Annotated in this window: 15 protein-coding genes; all 15 read left to right on the top strand. The window is 43.4% G+C overall.

Annotated features, from left to right (window positions below):
- Positions 1-80: 80 nt before the first annotated feature.
- The 15 genes from mbhE (at position 81) to V7O63_RS10845 (ending at position 17,927) form a co-directional block, all read left to right on the top strand.
- Positions 81-2,414 (top strand): hydrogen gas-evolving membrane-bound hydrogenase subunit E, encoded by a 2,334-nt coding sequence (gene mbhE / locus V7O63_RS10915; protein WP_340818568.1) that lies wholly within the window; start codon positions 81-83, stop codon positions 2,412-2,414.
- Entirely contained in the window at positions 2,411-2,827 is a 417-nt protein-coding gene (locus tag V7O63_RS10910) for a monovalent cation/H+ antiporter subunit B (protein WP_340818566.1), read from the top strand. Before mbhE ends, V7O63_RS10910 begins: the two co-directional genes overlap by 4 nt.
- Positions 2,824-3,249: an NADH-quinone oxidoreductase subunit K gene (locus tag V7O63_RS10905; RefSeq protein WP_340818564.1), complete on the top strand. Its 426-nt coding sequence runs from the start codon at positions 2,824-2,826 to the stop codon at positions 3,247-3,249. The genes V7O63_RS10910 and V7O63_RS10905 overlap by 4 nt, the downstream gene beginning before the upstream one ends.
- A complete protein-coding gene (locus tag V7O63_RS10900) occupies positions 3,246-4,787 on the top strand; it encodes an NADH-quinone oxidoreductase subunit M (RefSeq protein ID WP_340818562.1) in 1,542 nt (513 codons plus the stop codon). The genes V7O63_RS10905 and V7O63_RS10900 overlap by 4 nt, the downstream gene beginning before the upstream one ends.
- The gene (locus V7O63_RS10895) at positions 4,784-5,278 is read left to right on the top strand and encodes a Na+/H+ antiporter subunit E (RefSeq protein WP_340818560.1); all 495 of its coding nucleotides are present in this window, start codon (positions 4,784-4,786) and stop codon (positions 5,276-5,278) included. Before V7O63_RS10900 ends, V7O63_RS10895 begins: the two co-directional genes overlap by 4 nt.
- Positions 5,275-5,535, top strand: a complete 261-nt coding sequence (locus V7O63_RS10890) for a cation:proton antiporter (protein WP_209617810.1) — start codon at positions 5,275-5,277, stop codon at positions 5,533-5,535. The genes V7O63_RS10895 and V7O63_RS10890 overlap by 4 nt, the downstream gene beginning before the upstream one ends.
- On the top strand, positions 5,532-5,906 hold the full coding sequence (gene mnhG / locus V7O63_RS10885) for a monovalent cation/H(+) antiporter subunit G (protein ID WP_340818559.1): 375 nt from the start codon (positions 5,532-5,534) through the stop codon (positions 5,904-5,906). The genes V7O63_RS10890 and mnhG overlap by 4 nt, the downstream gene beginning before the upstream one ends.
- A 506-nt stretch (positions 5,907-6,412) precedes the next feature.
- Positions 6,413-7,471 (top strand): L-threonylcarbamoyladenylate synthase, encoded by a 1,059-nt coding sequence (locus V7O63_RS10880; RefSeq protein WP_340818558.1) that lies wholly within the window; start codon positions 6,413-6,415, stop codon positions 7,469-7,471.
- A gap of 7 nt (positions 7,472-7,478) precedes the next feature.
- Entirely contained in the window at positions 7,479-7,706 is a 228-nt protein-coding gene (locus V7O63_RS10875; RefSeq protein ID WP_340818557.1) for a hypothetical protein, read from the top strand.
- Between the two features lie 878 nt (positions 7,707-8,584).
- Complete coding sequence (locus tag V7O63_RS10870) at positions 8,585-10,030, top strand: cohesin domain-containing protein (RefSeq protein WP_340818556.1); 1,446 nt, start codon at positions 8,585-8,587, stop codon at positions 10,028-10,030.
- A gap of 727 nt (positions 10,031-10,757) precedes the next feature.
- Complete coding sequence (locus V7O63_RS10865; RefSeq protein WP_340818555.1) at positions 10,758-14,354, top strand: dockerin type I domain-containing protein; 3,597 nt, start codon at positions 10,758-10,760, stop codon at positions 14,352-14,354.
- A 13-nt stretch (positions 14,355-14,367) separates the two neighbouring features.
- Complete coding sequence (locus V7O63_RS10860; protein WP_340818554.1) at positions 14,368-15,849, top strand: cohesin domain-containing protein; 1,482 nt, start codon at positions 14,368-14,370, stop codon at positions 15,847-15,849.
- A 71-nt stretch (positions 15,850-15,920) separates the two neighbouring features.
- Positions 15,921-16,571 (top strand): hypothetical protein, encoded by a 651-nt coding sequence (locus V7O63_RS10855; RefSeq protein ID WP_340818553.1) that lies wholly within the window; start codon positions 15,921-15,923, stop codon positions 16,569-16,571.
- 63 nt (positions 16,572-16,634) lie between these two features.
- On the top strand, positions 16,635-16,904 hold the full coding sequence (locus V7O63_RS10850) for a winged helix-turn-helix domain-containing protein (RefSeq protein ID WP_340818552.1): 270 nt from the start codon (positions 16,635-16,637) through the stop codon (positions 16,902-16,904).
- A gap of 345 nt (positions 16,905-17,249) precedes the next feature.
- On the top strand, positions 17,250-17,927 hold the full coding sequence (locus tag V7O63_RS10845; RefSeq protein ID WP_340818550.1) for a hypothetical protein: 678 nt from the start codon (positions 17,250-17,252) through the stop codon (positions 17,925-17,927).
- Positions 17,928-18,000: the final 73 nt, after the last annotated feature.

The following is an 18,000-nucleotide window of genomic DNA, read 5'->3' as shown; positions in this document are numbered from 1 at the left end:
CACATTAAAAACCGTTATATATAGGGACTTGAATCTAAGGTGACATGGATCCGTTTACAGCAATTACTCTAGCGGTTTTTTTGCCATTTGTTTTGGCCGGTATATTGCCTGCCGTGGAAAAACTTCTAAAGGATAAAATAGGTTGGTACGCTTCCGCAGTTGCATTCCTGAGTTTATTATTGGTTGCTCAGGCTGCACCGGAGATCATACATGGGGAGACCATTCAGGGATCTATAGAATGGCTTCCTTCAGTGGGAATTGACTTCTCTTTCTATATTGATGGCCTGAGCGTCATGTTCGGTTTCATCGTATCCGGCATTGGTGTTATCATCATGTCATACTCCAACGGGTACATGTCAAAGAAAGAAGATCTTCCACGATACTATCAGCAACTCCTCTTCTTCATGGGTTCAATGCTTGGTATGGTATTCTCTGCCAACACGATCCAGCTGTTCATTTTCTGGGAACTCACCAGTGTTACATCATTCATGCTTATCGGATACTGGCGCAACAGGCCAATGTCGGTGTATGGTGCAACGAAATCTATGCTCATCACGGCAACAGGTGGTCTGTTCATGCTTGCCGGTTTCCTTGTATTACATGCTATTACCGGTACATTTGACATTCCTACTATAATGCATAGCGAATCCATAAAGGAAATGTTACATGGCCATGATCTCTTCCTGGCTGCACTCATTCTTATATTCATAGGGGCTGCTTCTAAATCAGCACAGGGTCCCTTCTACATATGGCTTCCAAACGCTATGGAAGCACCAACACCTGTCAGTGCGTTCCTGCACTCTGCTACTATGGTCAAGGCAGGTATCTATCTCGTTGCAAGGATACACCCGATATTCTCAGGAACCGATGCATGGTTCATCATGGTAAGCGGTATCGGTATATTTACGATGCTCCTTGCAGGTTTCCTTGCTTTCAGGCAGACTGACATAAAAGGAATACTTGCATATTCAACCATCAGTCAGCTTGCATATCTTATGACAATGTACGGTTACACCACTCATCACCATCCGGGTATCGGTGTTGCTGCTGCAACTTTCCATCTTCTTAACCACGCAACCTTCAAGGCATGTCTCTTCCTTGTAGCCGGTATAGTGGCCCATGAGACTGCCACAAGGGATATCACGAAAATGGGTGGTTTGCGGAAGGAGATGCCGATCACCTTCATTGTGGCTACCATCGGAGCTCTCTCCATGGCTGGAATTCCGCCTCTTAACGGATTCTTAAGTAAGGAGATGTTCTACGAGTCATCTGTTGAGATGGGTCACCTTCTTGGCGGACCATGGAGCATACTCATTCCGGCACTTGCAGTGCTTGGTGGTGTGTTCACATTCGCTTATTCGATTAAACTGATAGACGGCATATTCCTTGGTAAGAGACCTTCAAAGGGATTGCCTGATCACATACACGATCCTTCGATGATCATGCTCGCACCTGCGATCTTCCTTGCAGGTCTTATTATACTATTCGGACTTGTACCTTCAATTCCGGTACACTATTTCGTCGGACCTACGGTTTCCGGCATACTGCTCGAAGAGGCCCATCTGCATGTAAAGCTGTGGCATGGGATCACCCCGTCACTTATTATGACAATAGTCACTTTCGCACTGGGTATCCTTACATACACACAATACGGTAAGATAGCAGACTGGCAGGACAGGTTCAATGCAAAGTTCCCATGGATAAGTGTCAATTACTACTATGATGCAACCGTGGAGAACGCAAAGAACGTTACAGCAAAGTTCTCCAACAGGATGCAGCCCGGTCCGGTAAAGACATATGTGGTTGCACTTCTGCTGCTTGTCATTGCAATGTTCGCAATACCTGCAGCACTGCTGGCAACGAGCTTTATCCCGCAGAACCTCAACTTCGACGTACCACTGTACGAAAGCCTCATCTTCCTGTTCATGGTGGTTTCAGCACTTGGAGCTGCACTACTTCCAAGGTACATACCTGCGATAATATCCCTTTCAGGACTTGGCTATCTGGTAGCTCTCCTGTTCATATACCTGCAGGCACCGGACCTTGCTCTGACACAGGTACTTGTGGAGACACTTTCGACAATTATCTTCCTGCTGGCTATAGTGAAGATCCCGCAGAAGTTCAGGGAACATATTCCCGCTTCAACTCTTGTCAGGGACCTTCTGATATCCGTTACAATAGCCTCGATAGTATTCATAATGCTTATCAATGCAACACAGGGAATAGTCCCACCATTCGAGTCCCTTTCACATTACTTCATTGAGAAGAGCCTTCCGCTTGCAGGAGGTCACAACATTGTGAATGTGATCATTGTGGACTTCAGAGGATATGATACACTTGGTGAGATCTCGGTTCTCTGTCTTGCAGCATTTGGTGTCTACAACCTTATTCACAGCAGAGGTGATGATCAGTGACAACCTTGATAACAAAAACAATAACAAAGATATGTTTGCCTTTGGTCATCCTCTTTTCAATATCCCTCTTACTTGCGGGACACAACAACCCGGGAGGAGGATTCATTGGTGGTGTCATGTTCGCGTCGGTGATAGCACTGACATACGTGGCATATGGTCTGGATTTCATCAAATCGTTCTTCAACCCTGACTGGGGTAATTGGTTCGGTTTTGGTCTGCTGCTGGCCTCAGTAACGGCCTTTGCGGCCATGGCCTTTTCACATAACTTCTTCAGGAGTGCAGTTGAATTCGTCCATCTCCCCTTCTTTGGGGAGATCGAACTGGTATCTGCAGGACTGTTCGATATCGGTGTCTACTTCGTGGTAATTGGTGGATTGCTTTCCATTTTCAAGAATGTAGGTGATGACAGATGAACAGTACACTGCTTTCCCTTACAATTGCCATACTCTTCGGTATAGGTACGTTCCTTATCCTTCGTCGTGATATAGTCAGGGTGATCATAGGATTGGGTATAATGTCCCATGCGGTCAACCTGCTGATCGTTTCAACAGGGGTCTTCGAAGGAAAGGTCCCTATCATCACGGATGATGGCGGACACGGAGCTGCCGAGGCGACCGGCACTGTCTTTACAGATACTCTGTCACAGGGCGTCCTTGCACCTGTGCTTGAAGCCGGTCATCATGTGGATTTCGTTGATCCGCTGGTACAGGCTCTTGTACTTACAGCCATTGTTATCAGTCTGGCAACAACCGCATTCATACTGATCCTTGCTTATCGTATCTACGAGGAGTATGGAACAACTGACATCAGGGAACTCAGGAGGCTCTGGGGATGATCGCACTGGAGAATCACCTGCCTATCATTCTGATAGCAACCCCGATACTCATGGCATCCCTCATGGTGCTTTTGAGGAAACAGCCGGGAATACAGAAGGTATTGAGTGTTTCAGTCTCGTTCATACTTGCAATATTAAGTGTACTTCTGCTTCTTCAGGTCTGGTCAGGAGGTATACAGGCCTATGAGGTAGGAGAATGGGGCAAATACGGTATCATACTGGTTGCCGATCTGCTCAGTTCCGGAATGGTGGTACTGACATCATTCGTGTCATTCCTGGCACTTATCTATTCACTTGACTATATAGAAGAGAGGTCACTGAGCGCATCCTATTATCCGCTCTTCAGTCTGCTTGTGGCAGGACTTAACGGTTCCTTCCTCACAGGTGACATATTCAATCTCTTCGTATTCTTTGAGATCCTTCTGCTCTCATCATGTGCACTTGTAGTTGCCAACGAGAAGGGAGGAGTTACAAAAAGCTCTGACAAGATGGAAGCCACCTTCAAGTATCTTGTACTGAACATGGTAAGTTCCATTGTCATGCTCATCGCAGTAGCTTCCCTTTATGCCACAACAGGTACACTTAACATGGCAGATATCTCTGTGAAGCTCAGCGCAATGAGTGCAGCAGGAACGCTTCCTTGGCACGTGTTCGCTATAGCCCTGATGTTCGTGGTTGTGTTCGGTAACAAGGCCGCGATATTCCCGCTTCACTACTGGCTTCCGGATGTGCACCCAACCGCACCCTCACCCATAAGCGCAATGCTTAGTGGTGTGCTGATAAAGGTCGGAGCATACGGAATGCTCAGGGTGTTCTTCCTGATATTCATTGACACGCTCTATATATTCAAACCTGTGATAATCTATCTTGCACTGGCGACCATCGTTGTAGGAGCGATATCAGCCGTTGCACAGACCGATGTAAAACGTCTGCTTGCATACTCCAGTGTCAGCCAGATAGGATATGTCTTCCTTGGAATTGGCTTTGGCAGTGTATATGGTCTCACAGCGGCACTGGTCTATCTTGTGAACCACGCGATCGCAAAGTCCATGCTTTTCCTTACCTCAGGTGGTATCATACACCATGCAGGTACCAGGGACATGAGAAAGATGGGTGGCATGGTAGATAGTGCACCATTTATGTCATTGGTGTTCCTTGCAGGTGCAATGTCCATTGCAGGACTGCCCCCTACAGGAGGGTTCATTGCCAAGTTCCAGCTCTTTGATGCAGGTATTGGTGAGGGCTACTACTTTGCCATAGCAATCGCACTTATCTTTGCGATCTTCACCCTGTTCTACATGTTCAGGGCAATGCTGCTGATGTTCTGGGGCGAGAAAAGGGATGTTGCAGAGCACGGGGAGTATTCCTCACATGGTACATCTCCGATGATAGCACTTCCGATAGTCGTCCTTGCACTGATGATCTTTGCTTTTGGTATTTACGCAGAACCACTGATCGCCCTTGCAGAAGCAACGGCGAACCAGATACTTGATCCGCAGCCATATATCGATGCTGTGATGACGAGGGTGGTAAGATGAAGAGATATATTGCCTATTCAGCCGTACTCGGTCTTGTATGGTGCTTCGTTCATGGTACTGTAAATGTGAACAACTTCATACTTGGAGTTCTAATCGCACCATTCATTATCAGGCCATTCAAGGTCCTGTTCCCGTTCGACCAGGATTTCTCCTTCGGTAACGCTGTGAAGAAGATCCCGGCACAGATCAAGTTCCTTTACGTGCTTATAGTGGAGATCATCAAGGCTAACATAATGGTAGCGAAGATCGTGCTTCAGCCGAAGATCGACATAAAGCCTGGTATCATCGCAGTACCGATCGATTCAAAGACCGATCTTGGTATCACAGCCATTGCGAACACTATCACCCTTACACCTGGTACACTGACTATCGATGTATCTGATGACAGGTCCATCCTGTATGTGCATGCAATAGATGCAACCGATCCGGAAGGCATTGCCCGGTCCATAAGTGAGGACCTGGAAAAATACACAATGGAGGCATTCGAATGAACCTGCTTGAATATTCACTTATCTTCATGGTTATATCCTTTATACCCTGTCTGTACAGGGTCATCAAAGGACCGACCATTCCTGACAGGGTCGTAGCCCTGGATGCAATGACAACGGTCATTGTTGTCATGCTCGGTATCTACTCATACGTGCAGGAATCTGTTTTCTTCATGGATGTGGCACTTGTACTTGCTATCATATCCTTTGTGGGAACGGTGACCATTGCAAAGTATCTTGACGAAGGGGTGGTATTTTGAGCACTCTTTCAATGATCCTTGAGCTGCTGAGCAACGCAGTTCTGATCTTAGGACTTTTCTTCGTGTTCCTTGCCATGCTCGGACTTGCAAGGCTTCCTGATGTTTACAACAGGCTGCATACAACCACGAAGATCGGAACACTTGGTGCATTTAGTGTAATGCTTAGTATCCTGCTCAAAGTTGGCTTGTCCCCTATGGGTGTAAAGGCAATTACTGTAGCTCTTTTCATCCTGATCACATCTCCTGTGGCGGCTCATATGATAAGCCGTGCAGCTCACAGGCATGGTGTCGGTCTCTGTAAGGAGTCCGTCATCGATGAATATGGCAAGGCATGTGAAGCAGCATGTCCGCCGCCGGTTGAGGATGAGTAATACTGAATGATCGTTTCCGGGTTCTGGTGAATGCCGGAACGCCCTTTTCTCTTTTTTCTTTTATCAATGCTCTGTCAATAGCTGCAACTAATCAAAGCATTGCTTACGTGTTATTTTAAACAGAAGTTTTCCCTTAACCTTGTTCATCTTCCCATTGTTTTTGCGTGAGCGGGCTGGGGAGTGGGGGTTAGTGTGGGAGTGGGGTTAAAAAATAGGCCCGCTCACGGCGTGATAGAGGTAACTATACTATATAAGTATTGTCTTTTTGTGAGTCAAAATATCAGATGTATGTCGTATCAGGACAAAAAACTAATTCCAATATCATAATTGTCATATCAAATTTATAGATATAGGTTCATTTCGGAACACAAAAACTTATGACCCTTATTGTATAATATGGCTACATCCCATTGAACAGTATGGTTTTGGTCAGCTTCTTGATCATACTTTCAGTCTGAAAATAATATCTACCAAATAATATCTATCACTTATCAATTTTTCAACATATGAACATGAAAAAGGACACCAGAGTATTTTATGTAGATGACAAAGCTCGTGAAGAGCGCATAAAGGAAGCATCCAGGATCCTGAAAGAAGGCGGTCTTGTTGCCTTTCCAACTGAAACTGTATATGGCCTTGGAGCTGATGCTCTTAACGAAAGGGCAGTCATGCAGATATTCGAGGCAAAGGGAAGGCCAGCTGATAATCCTCTGATAGTCCATGTACATTCAAAGGAAAGCTGCCTGAAGCTTGTAAAAAGCGTATCTGAAAAAGCATCTGTTCTCATGGATAGTTTCTGGCCAGGTCCATTGACACTGGTAATGGAAAGGAAGGATATAGTTCCTGATGTGACTACAGGTGGACTTGACACGGTAGCCATAAGGATGCCTGAGAACAGGATCGCTCTGGAACTAATCGAATACTCGGGGGTTCCGGTAGCAGCACCAAGTGCCAATCTGTCAGGAAGACCAAGTCCTACCACTGCAGACCATGTGCTGCATGATCTTTCCGGAAGGATAGATGCTATCGTTGATGGTGGGGAAGTTGATATAGGACTTGAATCCACTGTGGTTGATGTTACTTCGAACATCCCTGTCATATTAAGACCCGGAAAGGTCAGCAAAGAGGACCTTGAAGCATGTATCGGGGAAGTGAAGGTTGGATATGATGATAAAACCCATCCCGAAAGTGAGACCGTCCGTTCTCCCGGCATGAAATATACTCATTATTCTCCTGATTCAACTGTCATCCTTGTGGAAGGTGAACATGGAAATGTCCTTTCCCGGATGAAGGAGATACTTGCAGATCTTAAGCAGAGGGGTGCAAAGGCAGGTATGTTACTCACAGAAGAGAGTATTCCAGCTTTTCCATCGGTCATTTCACATTCGCTTGGTCGCAAGGATATGCCTGAACAGGCAGCAAGGAATCTTTTCTTCGGACTCAGGCGTCTTGATGAGGAAGGTATGGATATAATAATAGTGGATGGTTCCTTCAGGCAGGATGGAATAGGGATGGCGGTCTTTAACAGGGTTCGTAAAGCAGCTGATATGATTATCAAGGTATAGTGATCTTATGAATAAGAACAAGAAACAGATAGTCTATGAAAGGGAAAAGCACGTGTCAGTTCTCAGGCGCAACAGACAACTCCACAAGGTCAACATACTTATTCTGAGTATTGGACTTGCGCTTTCATATATTGGATATGAGGGCATCGGAGAGCCGATATTATGGCTTGGTATAATCACATTCGCCTATACTACAGTTACCAGTTTCAATGCCAGGAAACAGTTGAAAATGTAATTTCCATATTTGTGTTTTACTTAAAATGCATACGGATGAATCTTAAGCAAAAGTGTTTCTTCAGGTTTTATTTCATTTAAAAGCATAATAAGGATTGGCAGATCCGATTGTCTCCGATATACCCCTGACTTGAAGGGACAATAGAATATGTACCACTATATAAGAGATGCCACCAGCAAGCAATAAAGAAAAGTAAGAGGCAGAAGATCTTCACTGCCTCTTACTTTGAGAATCTGCTTATTATTGGATAGATCAACCCTCCATTGATCAGTTTAAAAGAAGGAACTTGTGCTTATGTCTTTTCTTTATATCCCAATTTTACAGCTGAACACTATTTTTATGGAAACAGGTGCTCAGCGAGCAAGTTCAGGTTGAATTTGATAATAAGGGCATCAAATTTAAGACAAAACAGTTTAAGTTTTAATTTATAGGTGCATGTTTATAAAAAGGGGGGACTTCAGGTATGGTTTATAAGTAATTATAGTTAAGATGCTTTTCTTCTGAATATAGTTTCCTTAGCCTTTATTTCCTGTAAATACAGATGTATCTATTGGTAGGCATGATTTGTCTCCAAACCTACAATACAAGAGCATATCCTTTATAAGAAATGCCACCAACGTACCACCCAAACAGAATTGAGAAATAAATGGCTTGATGCCATTTATTTCTAACAATTATTCTTATTTTCTTTATTATCGGGTGTTGCAGATATAAAAATAAAATAGCAATCTATATATCATCACAGGTAAAATCTGATATTGGCTATGAATGATCTATGAGTTCATGCCAAAACTGTAACGGGGGTTACAAGGGGTTGCATAATGAGGAGTAATTACGGATCTTTCAAATTCTTAGTCCTGACAGTTTTCATTTTACTGATGACCACTGGAATTGTATCGGCAGAGGCAGTTGCTTTAATATCGCCAGAATCTCAAATTGGCCTGTCTCCTGATGAGACTTTTTTTGTAGATATCATTATTGACTCAGATGGTGAGCAGCTAAGGGCGGCACATGTACAAATTGATTATGATCCCGGTGTCTTTGAAGTAGTTGGAATAACAAAAGGAAGCATTTTTGATACAGATATACTTTTGGAACCCGGGAGTGGTGATGATGGTGCCGGTACCATTAACTATGGTTTTGCATTTGGAAGTGGTATCTCTATATTACAACCCATGCAAATGTCAGGTATTGAGTTCCAGGTGAAAGACACTGTAGAAAATGGTATGCACAGTATACGTTTCACAGAGGTCGAACTTATAGATACGGACCTTGATGAACTCAGTGGTAAGGCGACAGGTAGTATTATAGTAATCGGGGATGTGGAAGGTGCTGCTATGACAGAACCCGATACTCTCGATTTTGGTAAGTCTTCAGAGAGTATGTCAAGTTTGAGTTCATCGTCTTTGCCCTCAGAAGCACAGTTTGAGTATTCGTACCTTTTTGGTTCTATTCCTGATGATTACAAAGTATTGAGCAGGCGTGGGCAGGTACAGAATGGAGAGGACTGGTCTCAGGATATTCTTGTATTGGAAAGCAGGATCATGAATGAGTTTGAAGGGGAATACCTTTTCTGGCAGGGCAAGATCATGTCCCTTGGCACAAATTCTGCAGGATACCTGGTGGTCGTATTCTATGAACCTCTCATGGTTGAAAGTTCAGAGGTGGAGAATATCTATGAAATGATCGATGAAGAAGCAAAGGATGCGGGTATAGAGAACGTACCTGTGGAATTTGGTGAAGGTACGACCACTGCAATAAGTGCTGATCTTCAGGAATTACTGATGAGGGTGCAGGAAATGGAGAATGAGGGTATTGAGAATCTCACGAATGATCAGAGTTCCCTGTACGATCCGATGGTTATAGGTACAGTCGGTGATATCCCTGATATCAGGACTGAAAAAGAATGCTGGCAATGGTATTACCAGGATTCATATGATATCTCACTTAACATCAATGATGAGATGGACAGTTATTTGCAGGGTGGCGTGCTTCTGAGTACAGGATTGTCTCCTGATGGATACTTTGAGATAAACATCAACCAGGCTGCAGATATCGACAGAGAACCATTGATGGATGAGATATATGCAATAATTAACAGGGAGGCTTCAAATATCGGAATAACCGATGTTCCGGTAGTTTTCAAATTGGCCACTCCTGATGAAACCGATTCGTTGACATCAACTTCAGAAGAAGTGGTGGAAGAAATGGAGGATGCTGGAATCCAGACACAGGAAGTACCAGGTTTCAATTCTACTATGTTCCTCCTGTCCATATCAATGGTATGTTACATGGCAATAAGGTTTCAGAAACGTAATTCATGAGGGATGATAAGAAGGAATAATTATGAACACGATAAGAATGATACCTTTCTTAAAAAGGTTTTTTATTTATCTGACTATTTTGTTCATAGTATGGATCCCTATTGGCGGGAGGTATTTTGCTGCTTCCGTTATTGTTGTAGATCTCACGAATTTTTTTTTATTCTATCTCCCCTTGAATTTCATCCCTTTCGTAGCTCTTGTACTTGCGACTGGTTTTGAAAAGAAAAAGACTATAAAGGTTCTTTTTATTGGTCTTTTACTGACCATTTCCTTCAATTTGCTGATAGTCTACTTGCAGTTGCTTTTTATCTATTATCAGGAGCAATTACTTTATATTTATGCCATTGGAAGGATAGCTTATCCGTTCCTTCTGTGGATCATTTTCGCATATGATACAGTAGCTATTGAATTACAGAATTAGGCTGGTAAAAAAGAAATGGCCTTTCTTTTTCATTTTTAAGAGCTGAGACGCTATTGTTTATCCATATCTATTTAATGATGAGTAACTTTGTTTCTTACAATTGTTTCGTACTTTTGTTTGCTATTAGTATTCTGAAAATCTATTTCTTATCGGTTTATAACATCTGGCTTCATATGAATAATTGGGGTTGTCGGTGGGATTTAATCCAGGGCAACTTCACTGGGGTATCATTGAACGATTGGAGACGGAGTCATGTTTGTTTGGTGATATCAAGGTCGTATGGCTTAAGAAAGGAGGATACTAACGATGAAAGTGAAGTTCCAGCACGAGCTTTTAGTGGTTGCTATTGCTCTCATTACTATATTTTCAATAGCAGCAATTGCAAGTGCTCAAGATAATGTAAGTTCATTGCGTATCTATGGAGAAGATGGACTCAGTGCGGCATTCCCGTACACTGATCCGGAAGCTCCGTTCGATCCAATGAACAATGAATCGCCAATAAAAGATTTTGTAACGTTCAATCCGGCCTTAATGGAGGATGATATTGTTGTAAATAATATCGACTCCAAGCAGAAGGTCTTTGCAACACAGTGGTTCGTACCTGAGTACGTTGAACCAACCGGTATGGTCTGGCTCGATGATTTCAGACGCTGTTTTGATCGTACACTTGATGACGGAACTGTAGAGGAAGCATCAGAGCTGTTAACCGATGATGAACTGAGGGAAATCTCTCTTGATGAGTTCCAGAAGCCTATTAAAAAGGTTGTATGGGAACCTGATCACAACGAGTACACATGGGAAGATGTGGTCACAGAGTATACCTACATGTTCGTTGACAAGCACTATGAGCCAAGGGCTGCAACAGCAATGAGCACATCAGGTGCTTACTGGACAACATTCTGGTTCCCGGTTGCAGACAATGACGATGCACAGATCGGTCTTGATGGCTGTGATATCGACGGAGATAACGAAGACGACATGATCATACTCAAGAAAGTAGGGGACTTTAATTACGATGGCTACAAGGACATAAAGATAAGTTCCGAACTTATGGCTGTAGGTGTCGGTGAGTCTGTCCAGTTCCTTGATCACATTGTAGAGGTAGAAGGTGTCTACTACGATGGTGAAGGCGAGATCGACAGAGTTGCATTCTATGTATACTACAATGGTAACAAGGAACCTGAGCAGATAGGTGGACTGCACGTAGTCAATGTCGAGCAGGGAATTCTTAGTGCAGGTCGTCATACTGTAACCCTTGATAAGCCACAGTTCTATGAACCATGGTACCTTGAGGTAGAAGCTACCAGTGTAGGTAGTGAGAAGATCCTTCTTACAGTAGGTCGCCAGCTCTACGAAAGAGAGACATTCTTCGTAGATGGTGCAGAATATGACGTTGCAAGGATCTATGGTCCAGAGTATAACAGTGTTAAATACATCACCATAAGAAACCCAGTTCCAGAGCACGCTGATGTTTCACTCAATGACCTCTCAGTTGTCAAGGAAATGGTCGACAACGAGGAGTATCTCCCATTGCTGCCACCATTCAACAAGGTGCACACAATGGTTGATGACATCAACATTCCACACACAGAAAACTGCTGTGAGTACACAGGATATATAGGTTCAATTTTGAACTCTGATGCTCCTGATGGAGAATGGTATGAGGATGAATGTATACTTGATGCATACGATACTGTAGAAGAGCGTAAGATATACGATGTAGATCCATTGCTTATCTACTTCACAGACAAGGACATTGAACCTAGATTCCACACAGACCTTCTCGAGATTCTTGATGAGGATCCGATCCTTAGTAAGATAGAAGGCACTGAAGCATGGAAGTGGCTACACATCCACACAATGCCTGATTTCTACAAGACATTCGTATACCCAGAGCTGCCTGATGCAGATGATGGTACAGGTGACTTCCTGCTCACAAGTTCATTCAGAGCAGAGAACTCAAAGAAGTGTGATTACTTCTATGAATACCTCTGCGACGTTGACAACTTCGTCTGGCCACAGAGACTCATGTTCGTCTATGACCAGGAGACAGGAGTTGAGGATATCTATGTAAATGAGATCGACACCGAAACCAATGGACTCAGAGTCTATGGTGAAGACGGTATTGGTGCCGCATTCCCATACACTGATCCTGAAGCACCATTCGATCCATTGAGCTCTGAAGCTCCACAGAAGGACTTTGTAACACTCAACCCAGCCAAGATCAAGGCAGGAATTGTAGTGGATAACAAGGATTCCCATGAGAAGGTATTCTTCAGACAGTGGTTCGTTCCTGAATACACCGAACCTACCGGTATGGTATGGCTTGATGAGGTATATGGAACATATATTGACAAGCACAACCATTATGTCTGGGAGGATGTGATCAATGAGTACACATACATGTTCATTGACAAGCACTACCAGCCAACCGCAGGTATGGCAACTTCCGAAGGTAACCCTGACAGCTTCAAGGACTTCATGGACCAGGATGCAGGACTCTGGACATACTTCTGGTTCCCGGTATCCGACATGGATGATACTCAGATAGGTCTTGACAGCTTTGACATGAACTACGATGGTGAAGACGACATGACCTACCTGCTTGGAGCAACTGACTTCAATGCTGATGGAAGGAAGGATGTAGCCATTGGTTCTGAAATATTCGCAGTTGCTGTCGGTGATAGGATACAGTTCCTTGATCACATTGTAGAGATCGAAGGTATCTACTATGATGGTGAGGGTGAGATCGACAGAGTTGCAGTCGAAGTATACTACAACGGTAATGTGCTTCCTGAACAGATAGGTGGACTGCACAGCCTTAATGTTGAGCAGGGTATCCTTAGTGCAGGACGTCACACTGTGGTAATGGACTCTCCAGACTTCTATGATCCATGGGCAATGCAGGTCCTTGGTACCAGTGTAGACAGTAGCAAGGTACTGATGCGTGTCGGACGTCTGCTTCACACCAGTGAAACATTCTTTGTAGATGGTGCTGAATACGATGTTGCCATGATCTATGGTCCTGAAGAGAACAATGTCAAGTACATTACTATCAGAAACCCACTGCCAGAACATGCAGATGTTTCACTGAACGACCTTTCTGTTGTCAAGAAGGCTGTATATGACGGTGAGATCATTCCTGTGCTTCCACCATTCAATGGTGACCACATTATGATCGATGACATCGACATTCCACATACTCTATCCGATGAGGCAGAGGCTATGACCTGCTATTACGGACAGTGGTATGATTCAAGTGAAACTGATGACCTGCTCTGGTATCACGACATGAACATCGACACACCATATGACACCATCGCAGAACGCATGTTCGAGGTGCCAGCAACTGAGATCTACTTCACAGGCAAGGACTATGAGGACAGATTCCACACCAACCTGCTTGAGATACTCAGGGAGGGTTGTGGTATAGTTGGTACTTCTGCAGACACTACTCCAGTTGAATCATATGAGACCTGGAAGTGGCTACACATCTACACAATGCCAGACTTCTACAAGGAGTTTGTCTATCCGGATGTACCAAATGCAGGCGGAGACGGTGACTATCTGCTGACAAGTTCATTCACAGCACCAAACACTGTGATATGTGACAATGTCGAGATCCAGCCAGTCTATCCAAGGATGATGTTCACATATGATCCAACAGATGGAACTGGAATCTACATGAACGGCGGAGCTGTACCAATAGCACCACCAACTAGTGAGATGAAGGGTGACAGCAACGGTGATGAGGTTGTCGATATTCTCGACCTGGCTGCATTTGCTCAGGCATATGACAGTGTAGAAGGCGATAGTAACTATAATGCTATCTTCGACTTCAATGAGGATGGAGCTATAGATGTCATCGACCTTGCACAGTTCGCTGGAGTATATGAGTTCTAACCGAGGTGAAATCATGACAAATGAAAAAATAAAGGGAAAGGTGGCATCATCCATCTCCCTTTTGATATTTTGTGCATGTTTCATGGTGGGTATTGGATTTGCAGCAGCAGCACCATCGTTATCAATTAATCCAGAACTCACTGATGGACTTGCCCCTACTGATACGTTCTCAGTAACAGTAGATGTTGATTCAGATGGAGCATCCCTTGAGGCAATGGCGTTTAAGATGGCATATGATACAAGCGCATTTAGTGTAACAAGTGCTACCTACGATGGGCTTATGGGTCCTGAAGGATCAGATGTGATCGTTGTCAAGGACTTCACAGATGATGGAGAAATATCATTCTCAGCTGGTGATGGAACTCCTGCTGCACAAGCAGGAAGTGCTGTTACAGTAAACTTTGCTGTAAAAGCAGGTGCATCAGATGGAATGTATGATCTTGATCTGAAAGATGCAAGACTGATAAGTGGTGGAGCTGATATACCAGGTGTTGTGGTCAACGATGGACAGGCAGAAATTGGTGATGATGTAGTAATTCCTTCAGATGATCCATTTGTTCAGGTCATAGCTGATGCAGGTGTTTTCTCAATAGGAGATACCTTCCAGGCAACTATAGTAATGGACTCTGAGGACAGCACAATTTCTGCTGTAGACCTTAGCCTCATATATGACTCCAGTGCACTTAGTGTTACAGGAGCCAGCTACAGTGGACTTATGGGAGCTGAAGGATCAGATGTGATCGTTGTCAAAGACTTCACAGATGATGGAATGATCTCATTTGCAGCAGGAGATGCAACACCTACCATGCAGGCTGGTACCCTACTTACCATCGACTTTATGGTCAAGGCAGGTGCATCAGATGGAACATATAGTCTGGATCTTGACGATGCCACACTTGTAAACGGTGGAGCTGTAATTCCAGATGTCGATGTAATTGATGATTCTGTGGAAATAAGCAGTATACCCGTGCCGGAAGGAATAGACCTCCTGCCTGGCTGGAACCTGATATCAATTCCAGAGACACTTGAGAATGGAAACATTGACTACGTGCTTCAGGACTTCAACAGCAGTGTAGTTGACAGTGTGTTCTATGATGACGCATCTACAGGCATGATGGTAGTACCAACCGACTTTGAGCCACTCAAGGCTTACTGGGTACACAACAACCTGGACGAGACAGTGGTCATCAATGAGGACTATCTCATACCAATGGTACCATCCACACCACCATCCCTGATGCTCTATCCTGGATGGAATGCGATTGGCCATACTGCTATGGTAGAACTGCCTGCAGAGGTCGCTCTGTCTACTATTGACGACTGCTACAGTAAGGTTCAGGGACCATGGGTGGCTTCTACAAATGAATTCGCTTATGTGGGCTACAATGGAGAGGAAGGAGTCATCAATGGTAACCAGATAGGTACTGATATCTTTGATATGAATATGTATGAAGGATATTATGTATTCGTGGACCAGGAGTGTCTGCTAGGCTGAAGTGAAAGACAAATGAAATATTTGCAGTGAGGTTTTACTCACTGCTTTTTTAATTTATCAGAGGTGGACGTATGATAAGTGGTAAAATATATGGTGTTTCATTAAAAGTACTGATTATTCTGTTCTCACTCATAGTGGTAGCTGCACCCGCTGTAGCCGTTGCCCCTCCAATAGTATTAGGAGGGAACTTATTGGTGGATGGGAATCCTGCACCTGTAGGAACAGAAGTGACGATTGTTGATGATGGGCAGACAGTTGCTACAACAACTGTAACAACTGCAGGTCTTTATGGGGATGAACGAAGTAACAGGCTTGGAGTGAGTTCTGATCATAGTGTTGTCACGGTCGAAGTAAATGGCGTGGAAACAGCTACATTAGATCTCAGTGATTATCAGACCGGTGAAATGGTTTCCCTTGACCTTAGTGCAACTTCTCCTCCGCCAACAGCAACAGAAGAAACCAGATCGACCTCTTCAGGAGGTGGAGGTGGTGGAGGTTTTGGTAGTGCTTCTACTACGGAAAGTGCTGTAGAGGAGGAAGCTGAGAGCTCGGGATCATCTGCAATTGAGGAAACAATACTGGAAAGTCCGGTAGAAGAAGAGGAAGATATTGCTGAAGAAGGATCTTCGCCTGTAAATGGCGCAAGTAGTACGCTCGCAATATTTGGTCTTATCCTTGTGGGAGTTGTTGTTGTTTCCTATAAGTATGGATTCAAAAAATAGGGATTCAAAAAATAGATGAGATCTGAAAGTTGGGATTGATTTTTTCTTCCAACTTTTACTGGAATGGGGAGTGCAGGTATAAGGGTTGTGACTAATGGATGTGGTTGTATTAGAAGAAGCAGAACTACCATTAGTGTGGAGATATTAAAAGCTGCATTGGAGGGGGCTAAGAAAACACATATAGTTTACAGTGCAAATTTGAACTTTGACATGGTAAACAGGTATCTTGAGATGTTAGAAGAAAAAGGTTTGATAGAGCGCAAAGGAAACCTGTATGTAACAACTTCAAAAGGGAAGGAGTTCCAGGAGATTGCAAAAGAATTAGGTCTTTGATCATTTTAACTATATTCATATTCCCTTTTATTCTTTCAAAGTTAATTTGCCTTTTATTTTACATTAACTTGTACATAAAATAGAGTAACTTTGTACAGTATCTTTCTGAATTATTTATAACTATGTGCACACTATATATTATCTATGGATGTGCATGTACATGAATACATGTATATAGGGTCATGATGTTTATAGTCATGTACAAATAACCAATATATTATAATCTCAATATGGGTACGTAGTTTTCTCAGGGCAGCTCTATGAAAGCACACCCAAAACGTCAATGGAGGAAAAATGCTAATCCGAGAATTAATATATGGATTGATCCCCTACTCAATTCATCAAATGATCGTGAGATGGAAGTGTAATTTTGAAAGACAGGATAGTACAATTATAGAAAATCATCTTGCTTTGTATCCTCATTCTCTTGACATTAACAAAGTTGTCAGGAATGATCTGGATAAGTGTGTTGCTTTTTTACCTTATTGTGCAAAACCTATGGGTGACCATGAATGTCCAACATCGGACAAGGAGCACAATCGCAAAAATCAAAACTGTATCAAGGTGTCAGGCGGAAAATGTAAGGTTCCCTGCTCTCTTGGAGATATGGTGGATGTTCTTTTGAAACATGGCTTCACAAAGGATCAGATATTCATAATAGACCGTGATTCCAATCTTTTCCCATGGCTTAAACAAAAGAGGGAAGAAGGATATGAGTATTTCATGCCGGGTACTGGCTGCAAGTATGGTGTATCCTATGCGATCGACTATATTGGCAAGAAGCTTGGCTATAAGGGTTGCATAGCATTTGTAGATGACTTTTGTCCGGAAGACAAAGAGAATGGTGTCTGTAAGTGCATGAATGATTATCTGGGAATGGAAGGCCTGGATAAGGGAAAGAGAACCAAGATCCACAAGGAAACTGTCATTCTGATGGACCGCATACTATCTGGTGATTATCAGGATATGGTTGATGTTCCTCAAAGATCTCCCCATACGAATGATATTCCTTCAAGCACATAAGCCTGTTATTTTCAATGGTATTCGCTAAATACCATTGGATCTCTCTATTTTGTTTCATCATTTGTATATTTCC

It is taken from the genome of Methanolobus sp. WCC4 (genome assembly GCF_038022665.1).
In the GTDB taxonomy this organism is placed as follows: domain Archaea; phylum Halobacteriota; class Methanosarcinia; order Methanosarcinales; family Methanosarcinaceae; genus Methanolobus.
This window is presented reverse-complemented; position numbering and strand designations above follow the sequence as displayed.